At 57.2% G+C, this 26,584-nt stretch carries 28 protein-coding genes and 1 pseudogene; 13 read left to right on the forward strand and 16 right to left on the reverse strand.

The genetic code is table 11. The features are described 5' to 3' along the window. Window positions 1-59 precede the first annotated feature (59 nt). Complete coding sequence (gene hppD / locus GKR98_11095) at window positions 60-1,163, reverse strand: 4-hydroxyphenylpyruvate dioxygenase (GenBank protein ID QMU60067.1); 1,104 nt, start codon at window positions 1,161-1,163, stop codon at window positions 60-62. Window positions 1,164-1,297: 134 nt separating this feature from the next. Between hppD and GKR98_11100 the strand changes: the two genes are divergently transcribed. Together GKR98_11100 and GKR98_11105 are read left to right on the forward strand one after the other, a co-directional pair. After that, window positions 1,298-1,759: an AsnC family transcriptional regulator gene (locus tag GKR98_11100; protein QMU60068.1), complete on the forward strand. Its 462-nt coding sequence runs from the start codon at window positions 1,298-1,300 to the stop codon at window positions 1,757-1,759. A gap of 10 nt (window positions 1,760-1,769) precedes the next feature. Further along, complete coding sequence (locus tag GKR98_11105; protein ID QMU58689.1) at window positions 1,770-3,806, forward strand: potassium transporter; 2,037 nt, start codon at window positions 1,770-1,772, stop codon at window positions 3,804-3,806. Window position 3,807: 1 nt separating this feature from the next. Here the strand turns inward: GKR98_11105 and GKR98_11110 are convergent, their stop codons facing one another. The 9 genes from GKR98_11110 to GKR98_11150 form a co-directional block, all read right to left on the reverse strand. Next, window positions 3,808-4,722, reverse strand: a complete 915-nt coding sequence (locus GKR98_11110; GenBank protein ID QMU58690.1) for a metal ABC transporter permease — start codon at window positions 4,720-4,722, stop codon at window positions 3,808-3,810. Next, the gene (locus GKR98_11115; GenBank protein QMU58691.1) at window positions 4,719-5,924 is read right to left on the reverse strand and encodes an iron chelate uptake ABC transporter family permease subunit; all 1,206 of its coding nucleotides are present in this window, start codon (window positions 5,922-5,924) and stop codon (window positions 4,719-4,721) included. Before GKR98_11115 ends, GKR98_11110 begins: the two co-directional genes overlap by 4 nt. A gap of 6 nt (window positions 5,925-5,930) precedes the next feature. Beyond that, complete coding sequence (locus GKR98_11120) at window positions 5,931-6,740, reverse strand: ATP-binding cassette domain-containing protein (protein ID QMU58692.1); 810 nt, start codon at window positions 6,738-6,740, stop codon at window positions 5,931-5,933. 4 nt (window positions 6,741-6,744) lie between these two features. Then, window positions 6,745-7,716 (reverse strand): manganese transporter, encoded by a 972-nt coding sequence (locus GKR98_11125; GenBank protein QMU60069.1) that lies wholly within the window; start codon window positions 7,714-7,716, stop codon window positions 6,745-6,747. A 136-nt stretch (window positions 7,717-7,852) separates the two neighbouring features. Continuing rightward, the gene (locus tag GKR98_11130; protein ID QMU58693.1) at window positions 7,853-8,035 is read right to left on the reverse strand and encodes a hypothetical protein; all 183 of its coding nucleotides are present in this window, start codon (window positions 8,033-8,035) and stop codon (window positions 7,853-7,855) included. 5 nt (window positions 8,036-8,040) lie between these two features. Further along, window positions 8,041-8,814 (reverse strand): sulfate ABC transporter substrate-binding protein, encoded by a 774-nt coding sequence (locus tag GKR98_11135; GenBank protein QMU60070.1) that lies wholly within the window; start codon window positions 8,812-8,814, stop codon window positions 8,041-8,043. Window positions 8,815-8,846: 32 nt separating this feature from the next. After that, window positions 8,847-9,560, reverse strand: a complete 714-nt coding sequence (locus GKR98_11140; protein QMU58694.1) for an ATP-binding cassette domain-containing protein — start codon at window positions 9,558-9,560, stop codon at window positions 8,847-8,849. Beyond that, window positions 9,554-10,258 (reverse strand): ABC transporter permease subunit, encoded by a 705-nt coding sequence (locus tag GKR98_11145; protein ID QMU58695.1) that lies wholly within the window; start codon window positions 10,256-10,258, stop codon window positions 9,554-9,556. Before GKR98_11145 ends, GKR98_11140 begins: the two co-directional genes overlap by 7 nt. Window positions 10,259-10,576: 318 nt before the next feature. Further along, window positions 10,577-11,563: a hypothetical protein gene (locus tag GKR98_11150; protein ID QMU58696.1), complete on the reverse strand. Its 987-nt coding sequence runs from the start codon at window positions 11,561-11,563 to the stop codon at window positions 10,577-10,579. A 237-nt stretch (window positions 11,564-11,800) separates the two neighbouring features. Here GKR98_11150 and GKR98_11155 point away from each other — a divergent pair, with 237 nt between their 5' ends. The 4 genes from GKR98_11155 (at window position 11,801) to GKR98_11170 (ending at window position 14,426) form a co-directional block, all read left to right on the forward strand. After that, window positions 11,801-12,757 carry an NAD-binding protein gene (locus tag GKR98_11155; protein QMU58697.1) on the forward strand — a complete coding sequence of 319 codons (957 nt, stop codon included), beginning with the start codon at window positions 11,801-11,803 and terminating at the stop codon, window positions 12,755-12,757. Between the two features lie 18 nt (window positions 12,758-12,775). After that, complete coding sequence (locus GKR98_11160; protein ID QMU58698.1) at window positions 12,776-13,408, forward strand: methyltransferase domain-containing protein; 633 nt, start codon at window positions 12,776-12,778, stop codon at window positions 13,406-13,408. A 7-nt stretch (window positions 13,409-13,415) separates the two neighbouring features. After that, window positions 13,416-13,958: a pseudouridine synthase gene (locus GKR98_11165; GenBank protein QMU58699.1), complete on the forward strand. Its 543-nt coding sequence runs from the start codon at window positions 13,416-13,418 to the stop codon at window positions 13,956-13,958. Window positions 13,959-14,069: 111 nt separating this feature from the next. Further along, window positions 14,070-14,426 carry a hypothetical protein gene (locus GKR98_11170; GenBank protein QMU58700.1) on the forward strand — a complete coding sequence of 119 codons (357 nt, stop codon included), beginning with the start codon at window positions 14,070-14,072 and terminating at the stop codon, window positions 14,424-14,426. A 15-nt stretch (window positions 14,427-14,441) separates the two neighbouring features. Here the strand turns inward: GKR98_11170 and GKR98_11175 are convergent, their stop codons facing one another. Further along, on the reverse strand, window positions 14,442-15,824 hold the full coding sequence (locus GKR98_11175) for a transposase (protein ID QMU58701.1): 1,383 nt from the start codon (window positions 15,822-15,824) through the stop codon (window positions 14,442-14,444). 444 nt (window positions 15,825-16,268) lie between these two features. Between GKR98_11175 and GKR98_11180 the strand changes: the two genes are divergently transcribed. The 5 genes from GKR98_11180 (at window position 16,269) to GKR98_11200 (ending at window position 20,105) form a co-directional block, all read left to right on the forward strand. Next, a complete protein-coding gene (locus GKR98_11180) occupies window positions 16,269-16,580 on the forward strand; it encodes a hypothetical protein (protein ID QMU58702.1) in 312 nt (103 codons plus the stop codon). A gap of 391 nt (window positions 16,581-16,971) precedes the next feature. Further along, on the forward strand, window positions 16,972-17,514 hold the full coding sequence (locus tag GKR98_11185) for a peptidase C39 (protein ID QMU58703.1): 543 nt from the start codon (window positions 16,972-16,974) through the stop codon (window positions 17,512-17,514). Then, a complete protein-coding gene (locus tag GKR98_11190; protein ID QMU58704.1) occupies window positions 17,511-18,497 on the forward strand; it encodes a hypothetical protein in 987 nt (328 codons plus the stop codon). The genes GKR98_11185 and GKR98_11190 overlap by 4 nt, the downstream gene beginning before the upstream one ends. A 591-nt stretch (window positions 18,498-19,088) precedes the next feature. Next, window positions 19,089-19,703, forward strand: a complete 615-nt coding sequence (locus tag GKR98_11195) for a hypothetical protein (protein ID QMU58705.1) — start codon at window positions 19,089-19,091, stop codon at window positions 19,701-19,703. Between the two features lie 9 nt (window positions 19,704-19,712). After that, window positions 19,713-20,105, forward strand: coding sequence for a hypothetical protein (locus GKR98_11200; protein QMU58706.1), 393 nt, complete (start codon window positions 19,713-19,715; stop codon window positions 20,103-20,105). A gap of 497 nt (window positions 20,106-20,602) precedes the next feature. Here the strand turns inward: GKR98_11200 and GKR98_11205 are convergent, their stop codons facing one another. After that, complete coding sequence (locus GKR98_11205) at window positions 20,603-21,145, reverse strand: adenine phosphoribosyltransferase (GenBank protein ID QMU58707.1); 543 nt, start codon at window positions 21,143-21,145, stop codon at window positions 20,603-20,605. 64 nt (window positions 21,146-21,209) lie between these two features. Here GKR98_11205 and GKR98_11210 point away from each other — a divergent pair, with 64 nt between their 5' ends. Further along, window positions 21,210-21,971 carry a thioredoxin domain-containing protein gene (locus tag GKR98_11210; protein ID QMU58708.1) on the forward strand — a complete coding sequence of 254 codons (762 nt, stop codon included), beginning with the start codon at window positions 21,210-21,212 and terminating at the stop codon, window positions 21,969-21,971. Here GKR98_11210 and GKR98_11215 read toward each other — a convergent pair. Both GKR98_11215 and GKR98_11220 read right to left on the reverse strand, forming a co-directional pair. After that, window positions 21,968-22,846, reverse strand: a complete 879-nt coding sequence (locus GKR98_11215) for an S-methyl-5'-thioadenosine phosphorylase (GenBank protein ID QMU58709.1) — start codon at window positions 22,844-22,846, stop codon at window positions 21,968-21,970. The two genes, GKR98_11210 and GKR98_11215, sit on opposite strands and share 4 nt — an antisense overlap. Before the next feature lie 61 nt (window positions 22,847-22,907). Continuing rightward, window positions 22,908-23,717: a TSUP family transporter gene (locus GKR98_11220; GenBank protein QMU58710.1), complete on the reverse strand. Its 810-nt coding sequence runs from the start codon at window positions 23,715-23,717 to the stop codon at window positions 22,908-22,910. Between the two features lie 243 nt (window positions 23,718-23,960). Between GKR98_11220 and GKR98_11225 the strand changes: the two genes are divergently transcribed. After that, window positions 23,961-24,311, forward strand: coding sequence for a DUF2794 domain-containing protein (locus GKR98_11225; protein QMU58711.1), 351 nt, complete (start codon window positions 23,961-23,963; stop codon window positions 24,309-24,311). A gap of 74 nt (window positions 24,312-24,385) precedes the next feature. Here the strand turns inward: GKR98_11225 and GKR98_11230 are convergent, their stop codons facing one another. After that, complete coding sequence (locus GKR98_11230) at window positions 24,386-25,177, reverse strand: NLP/P60 hydrolase (GenBank protein QMU58712.1); 792 nt, start codon at window positions 25,175-25,177, stop codon at window positions 24,386-24,388. Further along, window positions 25,174-26,551: pseudogene (locus GKR98_11235) on the reverse strand (leucyl aminopeptidase family protein). Before GKR98_11235 ends, GKR98_11230 begins: the two are co-directional and overlap by 4 nt. Between the last annotated feature and the right edge of the window lie 33 nt (window positions 26,552-26,584).

The raw sequence follows: 26,584 nt of genomic DNA on the forward strand, positions 1-26,584 counted from the left end.
GGGTCTGGGGGCAGAGCCCCCAGTCGGTCGGCGCAGCGGCGAAGCCCTGCGGCGAAACCTTACCGGGCGGCGACATCCCCATAATCGCCTTTCGCGTTCTCTTCGGCTTCAATGCTTTCAAACAGCGCCTTGAAATTCCCTTCGCCAAACCCGTCGTCGCCTTTCCTTTGAATGAACTCAAAGAAAATCGGACCGATGCAGGTTTTCGAGAATATCTGAAGCAGGATTTTGGTTTCGCCACCGTCTACGACACCTTCACCGTCGATCAGGATGCCTTGCTTTTTCATCCGGTCAACCGGTTCGTCATGCCCTTCGACCCGTTCGAAACTCAGGTCATAATAAGACGACGGCGGTCCCGGCATGAAGGTCACACCGCGTTCAGAAATCTTATCCGTTGCCTCGTAAATATCACGCGCGCCGACGGCGATGTGTTGGATGCCCTCGCCGTTATACTTCTTCAGATAGTTCACAATCTGCCCGGTCTCGCCACGATCTTCGTTGATCGGGATACGGATCTTGCCGCAGGGCGAGGTTAGCGCCCGGCTGAGAAGGCCGGTAAACTTGCCCTCAATGTCAAAGAAGCGGATTTCTTCGAACCCGAACAGGTCGCCATAAAACCGGAACCAGACATCCATGTTGCCCTTGAACACGTTGTGGGTGAGGTGATCCAGATAGTGGAAACCAACGCCCTGGGGATGCGCTTTGGCAACCCAGTTGAATTCATCGTTATAGGGTGAGGTTTCGTAATACTGATCGATGAAATAGATCAGACTGCCACCGATCCCCACAATGGCAGGCACATCCAGGGTCTTTCCAGGCCCGGTAAATTCTTCCGCGCCCATTTCAACCGCGTGGCGCAGGGCATTGCCTGCGTCCACCACACGCCAGGCCATTGAAGGCGCACAAGGCCCGTGCAGTTCGATGAAATCGGCCGCATGGCTTCCGGGTTCAGCGTTAATCACGTAAGTTATGTCGCCCTGCTGCCAAAGCTCGATGGCTTTGGTCTTATGGGTGGCCGTGTGGGTATAGCCCATGCGATCAAAAAGCTGGCGCAGATGGTCCGGGTCGGGGTGCGCGAATTCGACGAATTCAAACCCATCGGTGCCAGCCGGGTTCTCAGGTGTGATTTCGGATTTCGGCGCGTTGTGCGGGAACGGACCCATCATGGTACTCCTGGAGTCTGGTGATACGCTCTATATATCCCCTGATGCGCGCATTTTTCGCGCATTCTTGGCAAGCCTCGAATAATATGTGCGGAATTATTGCGAAGTATGTCAAAATCGCGCATAATCCCCGCATGGCCACTCTGGACGATACGGATCTCAAACTTCTCACTGCACTGCAACAAGACGCCCATATGAGCGCCGAGGCGCTCAGTTCGCATCTGGGTCTGTCTTCCAGCCAGGTTGGCCGCCGCCGTCAGCGGTTAGAGGTCGAAGGGTTGATCGAAGGCTATCGCGCCCGGCTGAATGCGCCGAAACTGGGGCTGTCGGTGCAGGCGTTTATCTCGGTTCAGATGGCCACTCATACGCCGGAAAAGGTCAAAACCTTCACCCGCATTCTGAAACTGCGCCCCGAGGTCACTTCGGCGTGGACTTTGACCGGCGAGGCCGATTATCTGTTACGAGTTTATTGCGAAGACCTCTCTAGATTGAACACATTAATTCACGAAGTTCTGCTCCCCCACCCCGCGGTTGCGCGCGTGCAGAGCCAGATTGTCATGGATCAGCTGAAGGCCGACGCGCCTCTGCCGATCTGAAAGGAGACGTATGGAAGGCTTTCTGTTCCAAGCTGTAATTTACCTTCTGGCCGCCGTCATAGCAGTGCCACTTGCGGTGCGATTGGGCGTGGGGTCTGTGCTTGGGTATTTGCTTGCCGGCATCATGATCGGGCCGATCCTGGGGTTGGTGGCCGACACCACCTATCTGCAACATTTCGCCGAGTTTGGCGTGGTGTTGATGTTGTTCCTGATCGGGTTGGAGCTGTCGCCGCGCGCGCTTTGGGACATGCGTCATCGCCTGCTTGGGCTTGGCGGATTGCAGGTGACTGTTACGATGCTGGCGGTGGCCACCGTGTGCATCTATGCCTTCGGGCTGGCCTGGCAGACGGCGCTGGCCGTTTCGATGATTTTCGCATTATCTTCGACCGCTATCGTTCTGCAAACACTGACAAAAAAACGTTTGATGCAAACTGGCGGCGGGCGCGCCAGTTTCTCGATATTGCTGACACAGGACATCGCCGTCATCCCGATGCTGGCTTTTCTACCGCTCTTGGCCGTCTCGAACGTCCGCCGTTTTTTCACCGAACACGACCCGTCCAGCAACGGCACCGAAACCGCTGGCAGCCATGGTGCCAGCGACGGACATGGTGCCGCTGGCACTGAAGCCGCCCAGGCCTTTATCGAGTCGTTGCCCGCCTGGGGTGTGACGCTGGTAACTGTCGGCGCGATCGTGGCCATTATCCTGTTTGGTGTCTTTGCCACCGGACCCCTGTTCCGCTTCGTTCATTTCGCAAAACTGCGCGAGCTTTACACAGCCTTTGCCCTGCTGATCGTCATCGGCATTGCCTTTTTGATGACACTTGTCGGCCTGTCTCCCGCGCTTGGCACCTTTTTGGCGGGCGTGGTTCTGGCCAACTCAGAGTTCCGGCACGAACTTGAAAGCGACATTGCGCCCTTCAAGGGGCTTTTGCTTGGGCTGTTTTTCATCACCGTTGGCGCGGGCATCAATTTCGAGATCCTGTTTGCCGATCCGTTCATCATCATTGGCTTCACCCTGCTGATTATGTTCGGCAAAGGTGCGATCCTGTATCTTCTGGCGGTTTCGTTTCGCCTAAAGGGCAGAGATAAATGGTTATTCACTCTCGGATTGGCGCAGGCCGGTGAATTCGGTTTTGTATTGATTTCGTTCTCGTTACAGCAATCGGTGCTGGGCCCGGCGTTGGCCGAGAGATTGCTGCTGATTGTTGCCCTGTCCATGCTTTTGACGCCCCTGGCTTTCATCGCATATGAACGATTGCAACACCGCATGTCCGGCGACGTGAAAGAAAAGCCGGAAGCCGATGAAATTGATGAAACCCAGCCGATCATTATCGCAGGCATTGGCCGGTTTGGTCAGGTCGTGAACCGGCTGTTGATGCTGGCAGGTTTCCGCGCTGTGGTGCTGGACCACAATCTGGAAGCGATCCAGACCATGCGGCGATTTGGGATCAAGGGTTTCTTTGGTGATCCGACCCGCCCAGAGCTTCTTCATGCTGCTGGACTGAAAGACGCGCGAGTTCTGGTTGTGGCTGTTGACGACAAGCAGGCAGCCATCAACCTGGTCACCTACGCGCGGGCACAGCGCCCAGACCTGCACATTGTGGCGCGGGCGCATGACCGGGTGCACACTTATCAACTGTATGCCGCAGGCGCGAATGACATTGTGCGCGAGATGTTTGACTCGTCATTGCGTGCGGGCCGCTATGCGCTTGAAAACATGGGCCTAACAGACATCGAATCCTCGCGGATCGAACATTTCTTCTATCGCAAAGACCGCGAAGGGCTGCGCGAACTGGCCGAGATGTGGGACCCCGCCATCCCGGTCAGCGAAAACCCGGCCTATGTCGAACGGGCGAAAGAACTGAACGCTGAACTGGAAACCGCACTGGTTTCGCATTTGGACGAAATAGATATTGCTCCGGTGACAATTCGGGTTCCAGAAGATGATGCCGGAGTCACCGAAGCAACGGACGCAAGTGAGGCTGCGGCAACAGAATCCGATGCCGACGGCGATGCACCTGAAGAACCAGATACGAAATCGGGTTAGGTTAGTTAGCGGCCCGACGTTCGGGACCAGTCAGCGCCGCAATAGCCAGGATGACGCCCGAAACGGTCGCGATCATTCCTGCCGCGCTGACAGCGTTTTCGCCGCCAATCCAAAGCGGCCCGAAGCCCGCCAGCACATAGCCCGCAATGGCCGAGATCAAGGCGAAGGCCACAGACCACCAGACCTGCGCACCAAGCCGATTGGTCATCAGCCGCGCAGCTGCCGGTGGGCAGATGAACATAGCGATCACGATGATTGATCCAACGGCATCGAACGCCGCGACCGCTGCCAAGGCGGAGACGATGACCAGACCCAGAGAGATTGCCGTGACCGGCAGGCCCAGCGTTGCCGCGAAGCTTTCGTCGAACGTGGAAATTGCGAGGGGTCGCCAGAAGATGGCAAGCAGCGCCAGGATGCCGACCAGAACAATCGAAATGCGGAACAACTCGGGCGGCAATCCGGCCAGAGCCGCGCTGTCCAGCAATGATCCCCAACCAGTGGCATCCAGCCAGATCAGGCTTTCCAGACTGCCGTAGAGCGCGTGTTCGACGTCCAGATGAACGCCCGATGTGTCCGTCATTTCCAGCAGCAAGACCCCGGCAGCAAACAGTGTGGTGAAAGTTACGCCCATGGCGGCCCCCGGCTCGATGCGCCCAAAACGTTGGATGCCTTCGATCATCGCCACCGCCAGAACGGCCGCCCCTGCCGCGCCTAGAAGCATCGGCACGGTCGAGATGGACCCGGCGATCAAGAAAGCGGCGACGATCCCCGGCAGCACAACATGGCTGATGGCGTCGCCGATCAGGGCTTGGCGGCGCAGGACCAGAAAGTTGCCGGGAAGTGCGCAGGCGACGGCGGCAAGGCAGCCAATCAGAAGCGGTGTCAGGCTGAGGGCGACGAATTCTTCGGCGTTCATGATGTGACCCCGGCGGGTGGGCCGATGCGGCGGTCGATCTCGGTGATCTGGTCGCCGGTCAGCACTTCTTCGATACGTGTCAGACCATCATAGCGGGCCGCTGCCATCTCAAGTGCGGGATCGGCGCGGGCAATCTCCCACCGCTTTTCGTCGCGCAGAACTTTGGCGGCGCGGGCTTTGCCATCTTCCGTCGGCACACCGTCGGCGCGTGCCAAACCGGCACGCTGCAACAGGCGGATCGTCAGGGGCTCGTAGATCGGGTGGCCCTGTGCCAATGCTACAAGACCCTGACGGATGTGCACGCCCTTCTGGAACCGCCGGTGATTGATCAGCGCTACGATCAGGCCCCTGCCCGGTGCCAGCAACATGGACGCTGCAAACAGGCCGAACGCGGTAAGCACGATAATCGGCCCGGTCGGCAAATTGGGTGCAACGGCCGATGCCCCGGCCCCGAACCAACCCGAGATGCCGCCCAAAGCGCCTGCGATCAGAACGACACGGTCGGCGCGGTCGCTCCAGAATCGGGCAGCGACCGGGGGGATGATCAGAAGGGCAACAATCAGGATCAACCCGACCATCTTCAACCCGATCACTGTCACGCCCATCACCAGGCCCATCATGATAAGATCGGTGCGATCCAGATTGATACCAGTGGCGCGGGCAAACTCGGGGTCGAAGGCCGCGATTGTCATGGGGCGGCGGAAGATGGCGACCAGTATTAGCGACACCGCGCCGCCCACGGCGATCAGCAGGGCATCGGCGTATAGCATTCCGGCGGTTGAGCCTAAAAGGAAACTCTCTAGTCCGGCCTGGCGGCCTGAGTTCATGGTCTGGATGACGGTCAGCAAAACGATGCCGAAACCGAAGAACACCGACAGGACTGCGCCGATGGCGGCATCTTCGGTCAGACGGGTACGGGTCGAAAGCCACTGGACGGCGAACAAGCCAAGCGCGGCGGTCACTGCCGAGCCGACCAGCAACCCTGGCAGGTTGCGCCCGTCCATGCCGAAACTAACCATGACGATGAATGCCAGCGCGACGCCCGGCAGAGTTGCATGGCTGATGGCATCACTGACCAGCGCGCGTTTGCGAAACAACAGGAAAGTGCCCGTGACCCCGGCGGCGATCCCTAGCAGGGTCGCGCCAAGCGTCACCAGCGTGGCGTTATAGCCAAGCTGAAAAAACAGAGCCTCGGTTAACATGAGTTATCAGCCGGTTGCCGCCATGCCATCCATCCGGGCCGCAGCAAGGCGACCGCCATAGGCGATCTCGAGGGCTGAGTCGGTGAAGGCTTCAGCGACAGTGCCTTCGCTGATCTTGCGCACGTTCAGCATCAGCACATCGTCGAAGTAGTCTGGCACGGTGGACAGATCATGGTGGACGGCGACGACGGTTTTGCCCTCGTCACGCAGGGATTTCAGAACACCAATGATTGCACGCTCGGTCGCGGCATCGACCCCGGCGAAGGGTTCGTCCAGAAGATAAAGGTCCGCATCCTGCGCCAAAGCGCGTGCCAGGAAAACCCGTTGCTGCTGACCACCGGACAATTGACCAATCTGGCGATCCGCAAAATCAGCCATGCCGACGCGATCGAGACAGGCCATAGCCGCCTTGCGATGCGCGCCGGACATCCGGCCAAGCAGTCCAACTTGACGGAACAGTCCCATCAGAACGACATCCATCACTCGCACCGGGAAATCCCAGTCAACGCTGGCGCGCTGCGGCACATAGGCGATGCGGTGCATGGCATCTGCCATCGGCTGACCAAAGACGGTCACTTGTCCCGACAGTGGCGCAATCAGACCCAAGGCGGCCTTTAACAGCGTGGATTTGCCGGCACCGTTGGGGCCGATAATCGCCGTCATCCGACCTGCACGGAAGGTGGCGTCTACTGAGAATACTGCGGGTTTTTGATCGTACGACACCGTCAGGCCGCGAATGGCCAATGGGCTGGCCGCGACCTGGCCTGCTTCGGCTTCGACCGCTTCGGCCCCTGCTATGCGGATTTCTGCGTTCATCTCATCAACTCCCGGCGCTGAGGCGTCCGTTCATGCCCCGCACCGGGGCGTCACCGCCCAGCGCCGAAGCGATGATTGTTGCGTTGTGGTCGATCATGCCGACATAGGTGCCTTCGTATGTGCCCGGTTGGCCCATGGCGTCCGAGAACAACTCGCCGCCGATTTTCAGGTCGTGACCTTTGGCAGCCGCCCCTTCGGCCAATGCGCGGATCGAGCGATCCGATACCGAGCTTTCCACGAAAACCGCGCTGATCTGGCGGTCGACAATCGTGTCTACCAACGTTGAAATGCGGTTCACACCCGCCTCGCTTTCGGTAGAGATGCCCTGAATACCGACAACTTCGAACCCATAAGCACGGCCGAAATAGTTGAAGGCGTCGTGGGCCGTGATCAGCACCCGTGCGCTTTCAGGCACGCTGGAAAGAATGCCTTCAGCATAGACCGCCAGTGCATCGATTTCTTTCAGATATGCCGAGGCATTGGCGGCAAAGACGTCAACGTTGTCCGGGGCCGAGATGCTCATTGCGTCGCGGATTGCCAAGGTCACGTGCTTCCACAATGTCGGGTCCATCCAGACGTGTGGGTCGAATTGATCGGCATATGTATCGTGCAAGACGCGTTCATCTGCTGGCACAGCTTCGCCCACAGGCACGACCGAGGTTTTGCGCCCCAGATCGGTCAGGAAATCCTGCATCTGAGCCTCAAGATAGATGCCGTTCCACAGCACCAGATCAGCACGCGCCATAGCCAGAATATCGGTGCGGGTTTGGCGGTATGCATGGGGATCCACGCCCGGCCCCATCAACGCTTGAACCTCAACCAGATCACCGCCAACACGCCGTGCGGCATCGGCAATCATGCCGGTCGTGGCGACCACTTTCATGGCCGCACCCTGGGCAATCGCGCGCGGAGCAGCAGTGGCAACCAACAAGCTACCCCCCAGTCCGGCTATCATATTGCGGCGGTTCAAAACCATTCCAGCGTAATCCTTCGACTTTCGCATATGCGAGTTATTCGCAATCTCAGTTATAAATGAGAACCATTCGCAGAAAGTCAAGTAAATACGACGTCAATCTGGCCTAAACGCAGTGTTTTCAGGGAATTTGCCCTGTTCAGCCGCCGGAACGACGTGGCCCGAGAAGATACCAGACAAAGAATCCCAGCACTGGCATCAGCAAAATTAAGGCCCAAAGCGCCTTTTTCCAGAGGGTCGCACTCGATGCCACGACAGCCATGAACACCCAGACATTCACCGCCAAAAGCACAAGAATGATCAAGCCAAGATAGTCGACCATATGGGTTACCCTCCATCGCCTTTTGCATTTGGTGTGAACAATGTTTCCCCGTCAATCTCATAGCTGCCGATCAGGGCCTGCCCCTTTGCCGAAACCAGCCATTCTTCCAGTTTGATGGCGGCTTCGATGTTCACGTGGCTGTGCATGTCCGGATCCGCAGGCAGAAACGCATATTGATTGAACAGCGCCGGATCACCTTCAAACAGCAGCGCCAGATCGCCCCGGTTGCCAAAATTCAGCCAGCTCGCCCGGTCGGCAAGGATATAGGCGTTCATACTAGCGGCCGTGTTCAGCGCCGCTCCCATCCCAGCTCCTAGCTCGCGAAACCAACCGCCAATCGGCACTACGTCAGCCTGCGCCCAAAGAGAAACCTCGCGCTTGTGGGTTCCGCTGTCGTCGCCACGACTTGCAAATGGGGCCTTAGCGTCGGCGATAGCGGCAAGCGCTTCGACAACGTTGGAAACTGCAGCCACCCCCGCTGGATCGTCCGCCGGGCCAATCAGGACGAAATCGTTATACATGATCTCGCGACGATGGGTGCCATGACCTTCGGCCACAAAAGCCTCTTCAGCCGCGCGCGAATGCACCAGAATTGCATCCACATCCCCCGCCTTGCCCAGACGGATCGCCTGCCCTGTTCCTACAATGATCAGTTGCACATCCAACCCGGTATCGGCCTTGATTTCAGGTAGCAGAACATCGCTCAAACCGGAATTGTAAAACGACGTGGTGACGGCCACTTTCAACTCTTCGGCCAAAGCGGGAACGGCTGCCAGCATTAGCCCAAAAGTCAGGACAGCGGCCCGGATTATCATTCGACAATATCCCCTTCCAAAAAGGCGGCGGCCTCTGATGTTTGCGGCCCCGCGAAAAACGCAAGAGCGGGACCAGCCTCATGAATGCGCCCGTTCAGCACAAATACAACGTCCGACGCGATGCGGCGTGCCTGTCCCAGATTATGAGTCGACATGATCAGCTTGGTGCCAGCGGCCATGGCGCGGCTCAGGATCGCCTCGATCTCGCGCGTTGCACGGCCATCCAGGCTGGCGGTGGGTTCGTCCAAGAACAAGACCTCGGGCTTGGTCACCAGCGCCCGCGCTATGGCCAGTTTCTGTCGCTCGCCACCGGACATCGCGCCCGCGGGCTGGTCCGCTAGGTCGAGCAAACCAACGTCGCCCAGCACCGCTTCGGCCCGCGTCCGGGCCTCGGCTTTTGAAACTTTGCGCAAGGCCAGCGGATAGATGACATTTTCAAAGGCACTGCGCCGCAACAGAATTGGCGTCTGAAAAACATAGGCCTGCGCCAAATCGGCCTGCGCGCGCGGCACCGCCCATTCGGCATGACCATCCGACAGCCGCATGATCCCGTGACAGCTTTTCAATAGCGTGGTCTTGCCCGCGCCATTTGGCCCCAGAACAACCAACGCGCCCCCCGCGTCAATCGACAAGTCCACCGGCCCAAGAATATCACGGCCATGGCGGTGCACTGTGGCACTGGTCAGGGTCAGAGGAAGAATGCTCACCACCGCCCCTCCCGTTCCGTCCGCGATATCCAATGCATCATCAGATTTACCGCTATCGCCAGCGCAATCAGGATGAAACCAAGGCCCAGCGCCAGCGCAAAGTTGCCCTTCGACGTCTCTAAAGCAATGGCCGTCGTCAATACTCGCGTAACATGATCAATGTTGCCGCCAACGATCATGATCGCGCCAATTTCGCCAATCGCACGCCCGAACCCGGCCAGGGTCGCGGTCAGTAACGACCGGCGCGCATCCCAGATCAGCGTGCGCATGCGCTGTGCTTTGGTGGTGTTCAGCGAGATCAGCAAATCGTGGTAGTCTGCCCAGAGATCCCGCAACGCCTGATGCGAGATCGACGCGATTAGCGGGGTGACGATGATCACCTGTGCAATGATCATGGCCGTGGGCGTGAACAACAACCCAAACACCCCAAACGGGCCCGACCGTGACAACAGCAGGTAAACGATCAGCCCCACCACGACCGGCGGCAGACCCATCAACGCATTCAAGATGGCAATCGTGCCACGGCGGAACCGAAATCGGCTGACGGTCAAAACCGCACCAAGCGGTATGCCGATGCCTGCACCAATGGCAACGGCGGTCAATGTCACCTGCAGGGACCGCAATGTGATCTCGACCAGATCGCGATCCAGTGTCACGATCAACAAAATGGCCGCCGCCAATCCGTCCCAGATATCGCTCATGCCATACCGGCCCCAAAAATTGGGTCGGAAGCTGTGCCAACAAGATTAATACAGGCGCAGAACAACTGGCGCAAACTCCGGGGCATGAATTAATCGACCGTCTGATCGCCGATCAGCGCTGCAATATTGAGTTTCAGCGGATGTGCAAAGGAAATAATCACCTGCGCCCAAGACCTCAGATCAAAGGCGCACGCGTCAATGCCCTTCTTTTTGGCAAAAATACTCTCGGGGGACCGGGGGTGAAACCCCCGGCGGATCGCCCCGCCAGGGGCGAAACCATCGAAAGCAACAAAGATATCTCCCTGAAATTGGCCGAGCTCAGGTGCGGCGCGCCTCGCTCAGCGTCCAGGCGCGTTTGTGATACTTCAGCGCCTGGTCCAGATCGCCCAGGGTTTCAAACACATCCGCCAATGCACGGGCATAGAATTGATCCCATAAAGAATAGTCCAGTTCTTTGGACAGCTTCGCGCCTTTCAGGAACAAATCACGGGCTTTTTCCAGATTGCCTCGTGTTCTTTCCATGCGCGCCTGATGCTGTGTGATTTGACAGCGGGCGCGATCATCGCAATCCGTATCCGCCAGCTTCATCCCTTTGGCGAAATGCTTCTCGGCCGCACCGAAATCTTTCAGCGCAACCAGACAGGCACCGGCGATTTCGTGGACGTATGGATTGACTACGCGGTTCTTGTGTCGGATCGCCAGTTTTAGGGCGGTTTCGGCGTGCTCCAGACCTCCGATTGGCGAATTGTCGGCCAGCATCCAACGCGCCACATTTTGTTCGACCCGTGCCAGTTCAGCGCCCTTCGCGGTCTCTCCTGCACGCCCCAGCAACAACCCGGCACTGGACCGGTCACCTTTGTAGCGCTCGATCGAAGCCAGGGTTGTCAGCAAATCGACATAGGCATTTCCGCCGGATTTTTGATCGACCAATTCGATCCCGCGCTCGGCAGAACAGCGAGCAAGGTCCAACCGGTTGCGACTGTAATGGACAACCGCCAGGATAGAATACGTCTGCGCCCGCTCCCGGGGATGGTCCTTTTCCGACAGCAACTCTTCGACCTTCAGGGCCTGCTCCATTGCGTCATCAAAATGACCGCGCCACTTGGATTGCCAGGACAATGTCAAAAGCGCCAACCCGCGATGGCACCGGGCGCGCGTGCTGTCCCCCTCGGACGCCAGTTTCAGGGCTGCAGATGCATAAGATATGCTTTTTTCCCGACATGCCCACCGGGCGTCCCACGCGATCCGGTTCAGTAAAGCCGGGTCACCATAGGTTTTGACCTCGTTGTTAAACGCCGTGTGCATTATTCAGTCCGAGTATTCCGGCGACGCTTTTTTGAAACTGCGGTCACCGCTCTCATTCACAGTCCAACAATAATGAACCTAGATCGAAATTTCTTTGAGCATAGCGTAGATATAGACCCTCACGTCAATGTGACAATCCCTCAATAACGGCGTCGCACCACCGACATCCGTGCCGCAAACAGACGTGCGCTTCGGCAGATGCCTCGCAAATCTGGGCGAAATAGGCGGAGGGTATTCATGAAGATTGGGTTTATCGGGCTGGGCAATGTTGGCGGCAAACTGGCAGGATCGATCCTGCGCAATGGATTTGATCTGACCGTGCGTGATCTGGACCGCGGCTTGGCGCAACCCTTTCTGGATCAGGGTGCCCATTGGGCCGAAAGCCCGGCCGAAATGGCCGCGAATGTCGACTATTTGATAACCTGCCTGCCCTCGCCCGCCGCCTGCGCTGCGGTCATGGAAGGTGCAGACGGAATTCTGGCTGGGATCACCCCCGGCACCATCTGGGCAGAGATGTCGACCACCGATGCCGACGAGGTGCGTCGCATGGCCGAACTGGTGACAGCCAAGGGCGCAAGTGCCATCGATTGCCCTGTTTCGGGGGGATGCCACCGTGCCGCGACGGGCAATATCTCGATCTTTGCAGGCTGTGATCGCGAGACCTTTGAGCGCGCGTTGCCGGTTTTGACGACGCTCGGTCGGCGGGTTTTGCACACAGGTGACATTGGGTCTGCTTCAGTTCTGAAAGTCATGACCAACTATCTGGCCACCGCGAACCTTCTGACCTGTTGCGAGGCGATGGTGACCATGAAGGCCGCAGGGCTTGATCTGGCAACTACTTACGAGGCGATCCGCATCTCCTCTGGCACATCCTTCGTGCATGAAACCGAAAGCCAGGTCATCCTGAACGGCTCCCGCGACATCAACTTCACAATGGACCTGGTGCTGAAAGACATTGGCCTGTTCCAGAAGATCGCCGAGAACGCCGGTGTTCCCCTGGAAATTTCACCGCTGATGATCGACATCATGCGGGACGGGCAGTCTCGTTACGGGGATCGCGCCCAATCCGACGACATCATCAAAAGGTTGGAAGAGGCGACGGGTCTGGACATCACAGCCCCCGGTTTCCCGTCCGAAATGCTGGACGATGAACCCGAAGAGAAGGGCCACGAGGTGGTTGTGAAACGCGGCTGATGCGCCCTAGACTTGGCCATGGCTGACAAACCTGACCTCGATAGCGCCTATGCGTTGAATGCTGCAGACGACAATCGGCAATTCTATCGAGACTGGGCCGCGTCCTATGACGAGGTATTCGTCGCCGAAACATCATACCAATTGCCGGACATGGTTGCGGCAACATACCTGCAACTTGCCGGTGAATGGCCCTGTCTTGATGCGGGTTGCGGCACAGGGGCCTTGGGCGAACATCTGGCGTTTGGCGCAGTGGTGGATGGGGTCGACCTGTCGTCCGACATGCTGGCGGTCGCGGCGACAAAAGGCCGTTATCGAAACCTCGTGGAAGCCAACCTGAAAGAGCAATTGCCATTCGATGATGGTGAATATGCGGGCCTGATCTCTTCCGGCACCTTCACCCACGGCCACGTCGGCCCTGAAGCCTTCGACGAACTCACCCGCATCCTGCGTTCCGACGCCTTGGCGGTGATCAGCATAAAGCCCGAGGTTTGGGAAAGCCACGCCTTTGGCCCGGCGTTCGATGTCTTGGTTGGCAAAGGGCTGATCACCGGGCCTGAGATTGCCGAGGTGAACGTATACCGTGACCCGACCATGGCACCCGACGGTCACGGCGATGATCGCGGGCTCATCGTGACCTTCCGCAAGGTCTGATCCGCAGATGCCCCGCGTCATCCTGTTCAACAAACCCTTCGGTGTGCTGTCGCAGTTCACCGACGCGAAATCCCCAACCGAGCGCCCCACCTTGTCGGGGTTTGGCCTGCCAAAAGAGGTCTATGCCGCAGGTCGTCTGGATCGCGACAGCGAGGGCTTGCTGGTGCTAACAGACGATGGCCGCCTGCAAGCCCGCATCGCCAGCCCACGCACGCAGACGGAAAAGACCTATCTGGTGCAGATCGAGGGCGACCCCGCCGACGCCGACCTTGCGCCCCTGCGCAGCGGAGTCACTCTTAAAGACGGCCCAACCCGCCCGGCGAAAGTCTCGCTTATCGAGCCACCTGACCTCTGGCCCCGCGATCCACCCGTGCGGTTCCGAAAATCGGTGCCTGATAGGTGGATCGAGGTCACTATCTCTGAGGGACGCAATCGACAAGTGCGCCGAATGACGGCGGCAGTTGGGTTGCCGACACTGCGGTTGGTGCGAATGCACGTTGGGATCTGGGGGTTGGACGGGCTTTCGCCAGGGGAGTGGCGCGAGTTCTAGGGCGGCAGATTGCTGACAGTGCGATTTGGACAGCTATTCCCCGCGGCTGGTTACCGACCGCAACCTGTGGGTTTAGTGCCCTGAAATTTGGTCCCGCAGTCCACCACTGCTATGAAACAGGGCACCCTCCAGCCTGCGACCCATGAGTATCAACATGCCAAAAGATGTTCTGGTTACCGGCGGATGCCTTTGTTGGTCGTGTCAGGTGCACCGGCCCCAATATCTCATCCGAACATTCGTGCACTTGCGTGCACTTATCGAGATTCAGGAAAAAACATTTCCCGCGGTGAAGGCTTGAAAATTTCCTATGAACCTAAATGCAAGACACATCTCAACTTTTCAAAGCAGACGTTCGATTTCTCTGCGACCAATGCTGGCAATGACCGCTTCGAGCCGATTTTGTTGAAAAAGTCGTTTGGTTTTGTGCTTTGGGGATGGTTACGGCGTATATTTTATTGGGCAGTCTGAGGCGGTACCGCCGCGTCATCCTGCGGCTGGCACCATCGGCGTGAGTTTGGCTAGTTTCCGGAGGTTTTGGGCTGCTGCTGCGAGAGTAAACTCGTCTTGGACGCCGCAGGGTCCACGTAATCGGAGCCGCCCGAGGCCAAGGATGCGTTTGAGGTGTGCAAAGAGCATCTCGACCTTCTTTCGTCGTTTCTGTGCGGTGACATTGAACTCTGACGCCATGCATCGGCGGGCGAAGTCCCGGACGATTTCGTATTTCTCGCGATGGACGGCGCGGGCCTCGGCGTTGGGGCAGCATTTTTCCTTCAGCTCGCATCCTGTGCAATCGGACTTCAGCGCTCGATACTTGCGAGCTTTCCAGCTTGGCGCGTTTCGAGCCGGGTCAGAATAGGTCCGCCAAGTGTGCCGCATCTCTTTGCCGCCCGGACAGATATAGCGGTCGTTCTCATCGTCCCACGTGAAGTCGGATCGTGAGAACGTTCCGTCCGTGCGCTCACCTTTGTCGAAGACAGGAATGAAGGGAAGGATTTGGCGCTTCAATGCGAGCCAGACAAGATTGTCTTCTGATCCATATGCGGTGTCCGCAGCGATCCAATCGGACTTCACACCAAAACGTTCTTCGGTGCGATCGAGCATTTTGCGCATGGCACTTATTTCAGCGGTCTTGTTGGACCGACTGGCATCTACGTCCATGATGATACTGTGATCGGTATCGATCAGATAATTAGTAGAATACGCAAAGAAAGCCGGGCCTTTACGTGCAGCCGTCCATTGGCTGGCGGGGTCGGCATGGGCCATGAACTTGGGCTTGACCGTGGAGGCTGCACCAAAGGCCTCGTCGTCCAAGGTGTCGAGATACTCGCGCACTGCGCGCGGCGCGTTATTGGGATCAATGTCACGGGCGGCCCAGTCTTCGGGATTGCTGGAGTTTTGCTTCTGAACATCCGCACTGATCAAACTGGCATCAACAGCAAAACCCTGACCGCCCACCAGTCCTTCTTCCATGCTGCGTGCAACCGTGGTCTCGAACACATGGCGCAGCAGATCGCTCTCACGGAACCGACCATGGCGGTTCTTCGAGAAGGTCGAGTGGTCTGGAACTTGGTCGGTCAAATTCAGCCGGCAAAACCAGCGGTAGGCGAGGTTCAGATGAACCTCTTCGCAGAGCCGGCGTTCTGACCGAATACCAAAGCAATACCCCACCAACAGCATCCGAATGAGCAGTTCCGGATCAATGGATGGACGGCCTGTGTGACTATAGAAATCCGACAGATGCGCCCGGATACTGCTCAGGTCAACGAACCGGTCAATCAACCGAAGAAGGTGGTCTTGAGGGACATGATCCTCCAACGAGAACTCATAGAACAACGCCGCCTGTGCTTCCTGCTTAGGTCCCATCATCGCAAAACCCTCCCTATCCGTACGATGAATTGAATCAGCAGTTCATTCCACGATCAAGCATGAGTTTTTCAACAAAATCAGCCCATTTCGACCGATGCTGCGCTGCATTCGAACGGCAGCTTTCGTGACCCAATTAAGAAACACGCCCTATTCACGGCTCGTCCGAAAAACACCATTCGAAGCACGTGCAGAATGACCTCTACCAACCCATTGCGCATCACAGAATTGGTCGCGTTGTGCCCGTTCGCGGCCTGGGCATGTCGGCGCCGAGAACTGACTGATCAGTAGAAGATTGCAACCAGATTGATTTTACTGGCTTTTTATCGTTTACTGCTCAGGCACCTCACTCGTCGTGCATACGATTTAGTGTGTGCAATGTGTTGTGGTGCCTTGCGGTGCTTTGCTTTGGACTCGGCTCGCAGGCTGTATCTCTGGGAGAATAAAATGCGTATCTCAACTTTCTTAACTGCCTCCGCCATGGCTTTGATCGTCGGTTCAGGTTCTGGTTTCGCCGGCGAACAGGCAGCCCAGCCCACACTGGGCGGACCGGTCGTTCTTTCGGATTCTGAGATGGATCTTGTAGTTGCCGGCGACTCGCTCGGGGTGCCGTCGACGACCGTGTCAGATATCCCCGATGTTATACATGACACTTGGTCGAGCTTAGCTGATAACGAAATCGGGAATTTTTATAACCAAGGGACTGCAAGTTCCCCTGCACCGTTTCACATTGGAATCCCGACCGCCGTCGACAATTAGTCATTCATTTTTTCGTATGTCCCAACTATGTCGACCTGCCCGCATATCATTAACGCGGCGGTATTCTAGTGATGTTTTTTGTTTTTCGCTGATACTTGCCGTGCCCTCAATCTTAATTGGGCATGGCTGGCTAACCACTACGGGGGGTTGGCGAGCATCGTGCGAAGAATGTCGGATGACCGTCCACGCCGTTGACCCATCCGACCCAACGCCGAACATACATACCCAACCGGGAGGGGTCTGACGGCTCCTTCCGGTCCTGCTCATAAAGCCGGGCCGCACGCGCCCTCGTGAGAGTCCGAATTACCACAATGCCGACCTATCGTTGCCCCGGTGCTTGCCGTTGCAACGTGGAACTGAGAGTCAGCGGCGAAAGGGTTAGGGACCTGATTTGCGTTCGGTGAAAGTTCTATCAGCAGGTCTTATCCTCGCGGCAGCAACGGGCCTGCACTCGCTTCAAGTCAGCGCTGGCACGCTCTCGCTGAAGGAAATCCGCGAGGCGGGCGTCATCATCCAGAAGTGGGACACGAGCTGCGGGGCCGCTGCCATGGCGACCGTCTTTACCTATACCTTCAACGATCCGGTTTCCGAGCGTGAGGTGGTCAACGGGCTGTTGCGTCAGACCGAACCCCTGAAGGTGCGCCACCGGGGCGGATTCTCGCTCCTCGACATGAAGCGCTACGCAGCAGAGCGCGGCTACCGCGCCATTGGCTTCAAGGGGATGCGCTTCGAGGATATCCGCTACCTGGATGCCCCAATCGTGCCGGTGCAGATCCACGGCTACAACCACTACGTGGTCTACAAGGGGCTGACACCCGACGGGAAAGTCCATGTGGCCGACCCGGCCTATGGCAACCGCAATCTCAGCCGCGAGCGGTTTGAAAACGCCTGGATCGAAGGCATCGCCTTCGTGATGTTGAGGGGAAAGAAATGAGATATGTGTTCGTACTCGCGCTACTGTTGCTGCCCGCTTGGCCTGCCTCGTCGCAGACGGTCGAGGAGTTGAAGGCCCAACTCGCGGCCCAGAAGCTGATCAATGAACTCTTGAAACAGCGCGTCGAGACGCTGGAGGCCGAACTGGTGGGCCGCGAGATCGCACCGCCGCCAAGGGCCGAGGCGCCCGCGCCCGAGATCGGCGCCGAAGACCCGGAGGGCGACCGGGCGCTGGAGCGGGCCCTGGTGCGGCGTGGCAATGCCGTTCTGTCGCCTTACACGGTCGAGGTGACGCCGAGCCTGTCGTGGAGCCATTCGGGCCGTGATGCGCTGAGCTCGACCCGCGACACCTATGCGGCTGGCCTTGATGCCCGGGTTGGATTGCCCGGGGGGTGGATGCTTGGTGCCAGCGTGCCCCTGCTCCACCGCGACATTGACGGGACCGGCGACAACACCGGGCTCGGCGACATCTCGGTGACGGCCTGGAAATCCTTCTGGCCGCAGGACGGCACCTGGCCGTCGCTGGTCGGCAGCATCCGCTACGGCGCCCCGACCGGTGAGGACTTCTCTGAGGATGACGTGCCACTAGGGTCCGGCTTTCACCGGGTCACCGGGCGGCTCTCGGCGGTCAAGACGATCGACCCGATCGCGTTCTTCGGAGATGTCTCCTACACCCATTTCCTCGGCGAAACGATCTCCGGTGTCGATGTGGATCGCAGCGGCGTGATCGGGTTCGGCTTCGGCGCAAACCTGGCAGTGACGCCTGACATCTCTCTGAGCGCGGGTTTCGACTTTGCCTTCGAGGATGAAATCGAACTGAACGGCTCCAAGATCGACGGCACGGCCACCACGTTCGGGCTATTCGAACTGGGCGCTGACTTTGTCCTGACGCGGGACATCTTCCTCAACCTTTCTGCGGGGGTCGGCATCACCGACGACAGCCCCGACGTTATTCTGGGGGCCTCGCTCCCGATAAGGTTTTAAGGTTCCGTTTCGATCGACCTCGGCGGGCTGTTTGGTGCACCCTGCATGTCTATTCTTGACACATTTCGGAAATAACCTCAAAGGCGGGAATCGCGACTAAACCGGACCTTGGAAATCTTTCGCGAACGGCAGCTTCGTCCGCAAAGCGGACATTTACCGCAACGCGCATCAACTTTCGCTATGCGGACTCTTCTGACTTTCACCGAGCGAGGCGCTGAGCGGTTCAGCTGCGCTAGATTTCAAGCAGGCGCCGAAGGTAATTTGGGTTCCAGGAGAAGCAACCGCTACTCAGCAGGAGTGCGCAAAGTCCAAGCTACAGACTGACCAGACTGAATTGAATCTCGCAGCCGAAACTAAATACCTTCGAATCTCTCAAAAAAACTTGCCGTTTGCCGAGGGCTCGCTATCGTACGGTGGACAGTGGGGGTTAGAAACTTGAAAATAATACCTATTTGGGCCGCGCTTTCTGCGACTGCATTTTTATTCGGCGTTTCGCCGTTGGTTGCGCAAGACGCTGCAAAAAGGACTTTGAAGACTGATCTGAGATTCTCGGAGTCGAGTTTGGGCACGTCATCGTTCGATAATGTTCGCATGTCCGTCACGTACTCCGCAAAAGGATCAGATGGCGTCGCAAATCATTACACGCTGTCCTATTCGGAAATGAACGGCGGGAACCCGCCTTTGCCTGATTTTGAAAACAACGCTGCCGGCTTTCAGTACGCGCGTTCCGGGCCAATCAATTCTCGCGGTTTGAGTTACTGGATCGGTGCTTCATACGGCACCTTGGGCGCGACAGCCGACACATTTGAACTGGACGGAGAAAGCTTCGGTGTCTTCGCGGCATTGGGCCAGGCGATACCGCTCGATGATGTGAGTGGAGTGCATATTTCCGGCGGTGTCCGGCAAGTCTGGCGCAGTGATGATTCTGCTGTGGACCCTGGAGATTTGACGATGGGGCACTTGGGGATCAACTATGTTCGGCGGGTTGGAGAAGCAAGTGTGGCCCGTTTGGGTCTGCTAGGACTTGTCGCGAACGATGCGCTTACGCTGTCGGAAGAGGACCACGTAGTTTCGGTATCAGTAGGGTTCGAAACGCCTTTGGGCGCGAAGGATTCTCCTTATCGCGTCATGATCGAAGCGAGTACTGATGTTACTGGAAACCACGAAGCTAATGCGCTTGGATTTGCGCTGAAACGCTCATTTTGAGGGAATGCTATGAAGACGTTCAAACGATCAAGGTTGGTTATTTTCCGCTCAGTTGGATTGATTGGTATTGCCGTCGCTTTAGCTGGCTGCGACGAGAATTACAGTCCGAATTTCGACGCGCCTTTAAAAGCGCCTTCAAGAGAGCCCGTTGAAGAAAAGCCCATACTCACGATAGGTGACGGGTCAAACCCAAGCGGCTTCACGACCGGAACAAGTACAACGCGCACCAATGTAGACGTTAATGTAAGCGATTTGAATCAGGAGGAGCCGAAACCTGTAGATTTTTTCAACGCCGACCTTACCGGGACCAAGGTTCAGGTTGCGGTTGAGGAAGAACCTCCGGGAGCTCAACCGGCAAATACTTATACCATAGTGATTGAATCGATAAGGAATTGGTTCTGACGGCATTTGGGTGCTGGAGAGATTGCGTTCGTCTTGGAATGGGACTGAACATCCGGTTCCGGTCATCTCGCACCGCTTTAGGATCAAAGGCATGACCTGATGTTTTCAGCCGGTCATGCTGGCATTTCCAACGCGCCAAAGGTCTGCATTGGGCTCCAAGCGGTCATTCATCGAACCCACTCAAATGCCTCGCCCCAAAACACCACCGCGCCAAACCTTCCACCACCTCACCACCTCACGTCCCCTAAATTCGCGTCGAAATCCGCCCCTGAGAAAACAGTTAACGCCGCAGTAACCTTCGTTGCGCGCGCACCAGATTTTGTGGGTTCGTCACCGTTCGGTGATACAGGCACCGACGTGATACCGACGTATTACCGACGCGATACCGAAAGGCCATTTCTCACGATTTCCGCTTATTTCACGCGATTAACGCTTCAGGTGTTGCGCCGCAACACCCAGACTCAAAAGCACGCAGCATTAAGACCTCGATAATACTCTCAAGCGCCCTCAAATTCGCACAGCACATGCACATCCATGCCCAGCGCCTCGATCTTCTTGCGCCCGCCCAGTTCCGGCAAATCCACAATGAAGGCACAGCCGATAATGTCACCGCCCATCTGCTCGATCAGCTTGATCCCGGCTTCTGCCGTGCCGCCGGTCGCCAGCAGATCATCCACCACCAAAACCTTCTCACCCGCCTGAATGGCGTCATGGTGCACTTCCATAATCGCCTCGCCGTATTCCAGCTTGTAATCCTGGCTCAAAGTCTTGCCGGGCAACTTGCCCTTCTTACGGATCGGCACAAATCCCACCGACAATTGATGCGCAATCGCGCCGCCAATAATGAACCCCCGCGCCTCTAATCCTACAACTTTATCAATCTGTTCGCCCGCATAAGGATGCAGCAGTTGGTCCACACAAATCCGAAACCCGCGCGGATCAGCAAAAAGTGTAGTGACATCGCGGAACATGATGCCTTCATGGGGGAAATCCACAATTGTGCGGATGTAGTCTTTGACGGTTTTCTTGCGGTTATTCATGATCGGCCCTGTCTGATCCCAACCCAATCATCGAAACCGGTGAGCATCGAAATGGCAAGTAAATATGAGTGAAAAACAACGCCCATCCCGACGCAACCTCCTACTGGGGCTTGGAACATTTGCTCTGGTCGGCGGCGGCTGGCAGGCTTGGATCCGCCGCCCGCGGGCACTGGAGTTTACCGATATCGACGGCCTTCCCGGATGGCGGCAAACTGTCCTCGACGGGATGTCCGTCTCTCGCAGCGGCCTGTCCGGCGTCGCCTTCGCCGGACTTGATAGCTCTGCGGACCAGACCGATCCTCTGCCAGCAAACCGCCTGTGCCGAACACTATTTGAACACGACATACCTGGCAAAGTTCCGGTCGCCGCATTCTCCGATTTCTTCTGTCCCTATTGCCGCGTTCTGACCGGTCGTCTGGCCGAGCGTGCCAGTGATCCCGCCTCGGACATCTCTATATCCTGGCACGAGTTACCGCTTCTTGGCCCGTCCTCGATCGTTGCGGCCAAGGCTGCCATTGCCGCTGATTTACAGGGCGGATACGCCGAATTTCAGGCTCGGCTCATGGGCGGCACTTTCCGACCAACCGCCCGTTATCTTACAGATTCTGCATCCTCAGCCGGTCTACAAGCAGGCAAACTCATCCTCGATATGGATGGCCAGATCGTAACCGGCCGCCTGTCACGCAGCCGCGCCGCCGCACGCACGCTTGGCATATTTGGCACGCCAGCAATTGTCGTTGGCCGCACGTTGGTCATGGGCGAAATTAGCGACCGCGATCTGGATACTCTGATTGAAATGGAACGCGAGACACCCGCTCGCTGCTAAAGCATTCGCCCCGCCACAGCATCCAGTTTTGCAACCAGTTCTGCGTCACGTTTTTCGGGTGCGGTCATGATGGCAAATTCCAATGCCCGGTCGCACCTATGGGGGCACGGAGCACGCTTACTTGTCAGCAATTCCGGCAGGCTGGCGACCAGCCCGCGTGCCTTTTCTGCGTTGCCCATCAGGGTCTGAATTATCTGCGTAACATCAACCTCGCCATGGTCAGGATGCCACGAGTCATAATCCGTAATCATCGCGACACTCGCGTAGCAAAGCTCGGCCTCACGCGCCAGTTTCGCCTCGGGCATATTGGTCATCCCGATCACATCACAGCCCCAAACCTCGCGATACATCCTAGACTCTGCCAGCGTTGAAAACTGCGGCCCCTCCATCGCCAGATATGTGCCGCCCCGATGCACATTGATACCCGACGCATTAGCCGCTACCTCGCAAGCGTCGCCAAGACGCGGACAGGTCGGATGCGCCACACTCACATGTGCCACACAGCCCGTGCCAAAGAACGATTTCTCGCGCGCGAACGTGCGATCAATGAACTGATCTACAATCACAAAATCGCCCGGTGCCATTTCCTCGCGGAACGATCCGCAGGCTGAAACACTGATCACATCCGTGACCCCCAACCGCTTCAGCGCATCAATATTCGCACGATACGGAACCGTCGTTGGTGAATGCGCATGGCCGCGCCCATGTCGCGGCAAAAATGCCATCTGAACACCGCCTAAAGAGCCGGTCAAAACCTGATCCGATGGCGCTCCCCACGGGCTCTCTACACTCACCCACGCGGCACCTTCCAACCCATCAATGTCATAAATCCCGCTGCCACCAATGACACCGATCATGGTTGTGGTTCCGCTCATGCCGTTCTCCCTGAATGAACCGAAAACTTAGCGACCAATCAGCGATGATCAAGCCGACAGATCAAAAGCTCGCGTAAAAGTAATAAGCAGTCAGACAACAGCCAAAAATGATGATCCCCGTCCGCATAGCCGCCAATGGTGCACGCGCTGACAACATCCCGCCAAGGTATCCACCAATTGTCGCGCTGATCATCAGGATGAAGGCGAATTTCCAGGCCACCGTGCCGGACAAAGCAAAGACCAGAACCGAAATGACGCTGATCGCAAATGAAATAACGTTCTTCAAAGCGTTTGCTGCCCTAAGATTATCAAAGCCAACAAGTATCAACGCCGCCAACAAAATCTGCCCGATACCGGCTCCGAAATAGCCGCCGTAGATGGAGAATCCGAATATCAAGGTCGCGGTCCAAACCTGACTTTCGCCACCCGAATTCGAACCCCATCTGGTGACCCAACTCCGCATCGTCGGCGCAAGGGCAAACAAAAGCGTTGCGAAACCGATGAGATATGGAACAGCAGATTCAAAAACCGCATCGCCAAAGTACAAAAGCAAAAGCGCTCCGACTAAACCGCCGATTGTCCCGGCGATAACTGGCACGATCATCACTCGCCCCAGGCTTTTCAGCTCGTTGCGCAATGGCGGCAGCGCGGCACCATAGGCCGGCATCAATGCCACCATATTTGTTGTGTTGGCCACGAGTGGCGGCAATCCAGCCCAGACCAGCACAGGAAACGAAAAAAACGTGCCGCCACCCGCAATGGCGTTCACTGCCCCCGCCAGCACTCCTGCCGCTGAAAGAACGAGAAAAATTTCAAGTGTGATTGTTTCCACGCGCGTCCCCGCAGCTTTGCACACTGCACAGAAAGTCATTTCTACACAAAAGAAAACCCCCGCTTGCACAAGCAGGGGCTTACTTTTTAGAGTCCCCGGCGCCGCAGGCTGGGTGGGGGCTGTTAATCCGCGACACCGGGGATAGCGTCTTTTCGCTACGATTCCTCAATGAAGCTCAACTTGGGCAAGAACAGGGGGGGTTCGGGACCGGGCCGGGGTAATATTGTGGCGAAGTTTGGGCGAGGGTTGATTTGCGGCGCGGATGCGGGCAGGATTCAATGTATGAACATGCAAACAACGACGTCTTTTGGCGGCAATAGTGGCAGCAGCACCGAGCAAATCGCATTTAACCGCAAGGAATTAGCCGTAATATTAGGTGTTTACGGCCGAATGGTGGCTGCTGGTGAGTGGCGCGATTATGGGATGTCTTTTCTGAAAGATGTCGCAGTATTTTCGGTATTTCGTCGCACCGCAGAGCATCCGATTTATCGAATCGAAAAAAGCCCAAAACTCAGGAATCGCCAAGGCATGTATTCGGTGATCGGGATGGACGGCCAAATTCTGAAACGCGGTCACGATCTAAAGACGGTTCTGCGAGTATTGGAGCGAAAGCTGATCCGCGCAGTCGAATAAATTTAGGAAAGGTTGGGGCTTCGCCGCCGGGCGCAAAGCCGTGCTCCCTTGGAGTATTCTCTGAACTATAGAAGTCAGATCGGCCTGAGCGCGGAACTCGCGCGGCCAGTTTCCGTCGCAGCAATGCGTTCCATCGCTTTTTCGATTGGCTCTTCGACGACTGCCATGTGGTGTGCGTTTGCATGAATCATCTGGTTTGCGTCGGTAACCAGCCCCACATGCCGCCGCCAAAAGATCAGGTCGCCTGGCTGGAATGGGCCCGCCGTATCAATCGGCTGACCCGGCATTGCTTCCTGTAGGTCACTATCAGCAGCGCAATGGCGACCTGCTGCCTGAAAGGCCTCCTGCACCAGTCCCGAACAGTCGATACCAAATCCGCTATTCCCAGCCCAAACATAGGGCGTGCCAAGATACAGACGCGCCGCAGCGATCGGATCGGCGAACGGTTCGTTAACATCTGCACAATGTGCGGCTGATAAATAGGCTGTCGAGGTCCCGTTTTGGATTTCAAACCAGATTTCGTTTTTTGATGTGACTTTGACACTGGCGTTAAGATGCAAATCGAAAAGCGGTTCGGTTTTGAAATCTGGCGCGGACCAAGCCCAGGTTGTTCGAACACTGACAAAGTGGGTCGGTTCAAAATTGGGGCCTAGGTCGCTCTGCCGCACCCACCCGGCATAGCCATCCTTCTTGCGATATCCGAACGCGTCCTCTCCGTGCGATTTCAGAACCTGGAAGGCATCGCCCCAAAGACACTGACGATCAGGGGTCGCGTTTGGCTTTGGGCGCAACCAGGCGTTCGCCAACAGCCGATGCGCCTGTCCACCGGACATATCATCTGCCGAAAGAAAACGCCGATCACTCATATGTCCAGCATTCCCGGCAGGGATTGGTAAAGCGCACGAATACCTTGCCCGACCCCACCCTTCGGTCGACCTGGCTCATTGGCAGGGCTCCAGCCGAAAATATCGAAATGCATGTATCTCGGCGTTTCTGTTACGAATCTTCTCAGGAACAACGCCGCCGTGATGGAGCCTGCAAATCCACCCTTTGGCGCATTGTCCAGGTCAGCGATGCCGGGTTCGATCATACCCTCATAGGGCGTCCAAAATGGCATCCGCCAAACAGGGTCCCGAACCTCCGCAGCGCCAATCTCCAGCGCGCGCATCCTCGTCACTGGTCGCATAAAACGGCGCCAGATCAGGGCCAACTGCAACCCGTGCGGCGCCGGTCAGCGTCGCCATGGACAAAATCAACTCCGGCTCTTCCTCGTCGGCCAGCGCCAGTGCATCGGCCAGAACAAGCCGCCCTTCGGCATCAGTGTTGTTGATCTCAACAGTTAGGCCCTTGCGCGATGTCAGAATATCGCCCGGACGAAACGCATTGCCCGCCACTGAATTCTCAACAGCCGGGATAAGAACCCGCAGTTGCAGCGGCGTATCTCCGGACATCAGCATCCGGGCCAGCCCCAGAACATTGGCTGCGCCACCCATGTCCTTCTTCATCTGACCCATCGACGCACCCGGTTTCAAATTCAATCCACCGGTATCAAAACACACGCCCTTGCCAACCAAAGTCAGCTTGGGACCGGATGTTCCCCACTTAAAGTCCAGTAACCTTGGCGCGTCCGCTGCCGCACGCCCAACAGCGTGGATCATCGGAAAATTGGCATCCAACAGTTCGTTGTCGCGTGTGACCTCAGCCTTGGCTCCAAAAGTATCCGCCAATGAAAGAAAGGCTTGCTCTAGCGCGCTGGGACCCATGTCTGCGGCAGGGATATTGACCAGATCGCGCGTCAAAGCCTCGCTTTCGGCAATGCGCTCCAAACGTGAAACATCAACACCATCAGGCGGCAAAAGTTTCGCTTTAGGAGGGTCGTTTTTTGCATACCTATCAAACCGGTAGCCCTCGAAAAGCCAGCCAAGCGCGGCCTCATTCAAGGTCGGATCATCCAGCTTCGTGGCCAGATGCCAGGTGCCCTCCGGCAAAGCGTTCCGCACTCGGGCCGACAAAAATCGTTTGCGGTCGCGTGCGGCCTGATTGCCCAGCCCGGCAGCTGCCCAGGCAACTCCGCCATCCGCGTTCGGAACTAATGCAACTTGACCCGGCGAGGCATTGAAACCGACCCCGTTCAACCAGGTACGCTCGCGCTCCTCAAGCGATGATAGCCAGTCTTCAAAAGTCTCTTTGGTGATCAAATGCAGCGGGCGCGACCCTGCCGCATCCTTTGCGAATTTCATTGCGGACAACGGCACTTAACTCCTTGGTTAGAT

The organism is Boseongicola sp., from assembly GCA_014075275.1.
Classification (GTDB): domain Bacteria; phylum Pseudomonadota; class Alphaproteobacteria; order Rhodobacterales; family Rhodobacteraceae.

What these genes read in the sequence shown, in the direction of transcription:
- GKR98_11110 (QMU58690.1), bottom strand. Translation starts at nt 4,722, where the DNA reads ATGAACGCCGAAGAATTCGTCGCCCTCAGCCTGACACCGCTTCTGATT.
- GKR98_11115 (QMU58691.1), bottom strand. Translation starts at nt 5,924, where the DNA reads ATGTTAACCGAGGCTCTGTTTTTTCAGCTTGGCTATAACGCCACGCTG.
- GKR98_11100 (QMU60068.1), top strand. Translation starts at nt 1,298, where the DNA reads ATGGCCACTCTGGACGATACGGATCTCAAACTTCTCACTGCACTGCAA.
- GKR98_11200 (QMU58706.1), top strand. Translation starts at nt 19,713, where the DNA reads ATGAAGACGTTCAAACGATCAAGGTTGGTTATTTTCCGCTCAGTTGGA.
- hppD (QMU60067.1), bottom strand. Translation starts at nt 1,163, where the DNA reads ATGGGTCCGTTCCCGCACAACGCGCCGAAATCCGAAATCACACCTGAG.
- GKR98_11190 (QMU58704.1), top strand. Translation starts at nt 17,511, where the DNA reads ATGAGATATGTGTTCGTACTCGCGCTACTGTTGCTGCCCGCTTGGCCT.
- GKR98_11220 (QMU58710.1), bottom strand. Translation starts at nt 23,717, where the DNA reads ATGACTTTCTGTGCAGTGTGCAAAGCTGCGGGGACGCGCGTGGAAACA.
- GKR98_11105 (QMU58689.1), top strand. Translation starts at nt 1,770, where the DNA reads ATGGAAGGCTTTCTGTTCCAAGCTGTAATTTACCTTCTGGCCGCCGTC.
- GKR98_11120 (QMU58692.1), bottom strand. Translation starts at nt 6,740, where the DNA reads ATGAACGCAGAAATCCGCATAGCAGGGGCCGAAGCGGTCGAAGCCGAA.
- GKR98_11225 (QMU58711.1), top strand. Translation starts at nt 23,961, where the DNA reads ATGAACATGCAAACAACGACGTCTTTTGGCGGCAATAGTGGCAGCAGC.
- GKR98_11155 (QMU58697.1), top strand. Translation starts at nt 11,801, where the DNA reads ATGAAGATTGGGTTTATCGGGCTGGGCAATGTTGGCGGCAAACTGGCA.
- GKR98_11145 (QMU58695.1), bottom strand. Translation starts at nt 10,258, where the DNA reads ATGAGCGATATCTGGGACGGATTGGCGGCGGCCATTTTGTTGATCGTG.
- GKR98_11205 (QMU58707.1), bottom strand. Translation starts at nt 21,145, where the DNA reads ATGAATAACCGCAAGAAAACCGTCAAAGACTACATCCGCACAATTGTG.
- GKR98_11160 (QMU58698.1), top strand. Translation starts at nt 12,776, where the DNA reads ATGGCTGACAAACCTGACCTCGATAGCGCCTATGCGTTGAATGCTGCA.
- GKR98_11165 (QMU58699.1), top strand. Translation starts at nt 13,416, where the DNA reads ATGCCCCGCGTCATCCTGTTCAACAAACCCTTCGGTGTGCTGTCGCAG.
- GKR98_11180 (QMU58702.1), top strand. Translation starts at nt 16,269, where the DNA reads ATGCGTATCTCAACTTTCTTAACTGCCTCCGCCATGGCTTTGATCGTC.
- GKR98_11210 (QMU58708.1), top strand. Translation starts at nt 21,210, where the DNA reads ATGAGTGAAAAACAACGCCCATCCCGACGCAACCTCCTACTGGGGCTT.
- GKR98_11230 (QMU58712.1), bottom strand. Translation starts at nt 25,177, where the DNA reads ATGAGTGATCGGCGTTTTCTTTCGGCAGATGATATGTCCGGTGGACAG.
- GKR98_11175 (QMU58701.1), bottom strand. Translation starts at nt 15,824, where the DNA reads ATGATGGGACCTAAGCAGGAAGCACAGGCGGCGTTGTTCTATGAGTTC.
- GKR98_11130 (QMU58693.1), bottom strand. Translation starts at nt 8,035, where the DNA reads ATGGTCGACTATCTTGGCTTGATCATTCTTGTGCTTTTGGCGGTGAAT.
- GKR98_11170 (QMU58700.1), top strand. Translation starts at nt 14,070, where the DNA reads ATGAAACAGGGCACCCTCCAGCCTGCGACCCATGAGTATCAACATGCC.
- GKR98_11135 (QMU60070.1), bottom strand. Translation starts at nt 8,814, where the DNA reads ATGCTGGCAGCCGTTCCCGCTTTGGCCGAAGAGTTGAAAGTGGCCGTC.
- GKR98_11125 (QMU60069.1), bottom strand. Translation starts at nt 7,716, where the DNA reads ATGGTTTTGAACCGCCGCAATATGATAGCCGGACTGGGGGGTAGCTTG.
- GKR98_11215 (QMU58709.1), bottom strand. Translation starts at nt 22,846, where the DNA reads ATGAGCGGAACCACAACCATGATCGGTGTCATTGGTGGCAGCGGGATT.
- GKR98_11195 (QMU58705.1), top strand. Translation starts at nt 19,089, where the DNA reads ATGTCCGTCACGTACTCCGCAAAAGGATCAGATGGCGTCGCAAATCAT.
- GKR98_11150 (QMU58696.1), bottom strand. Translation starts at nt 11,563, where the DNA reads ATGCACACGGCGTTTAACAACGAGGTCAAAACCTATGGTGACCCGGCT.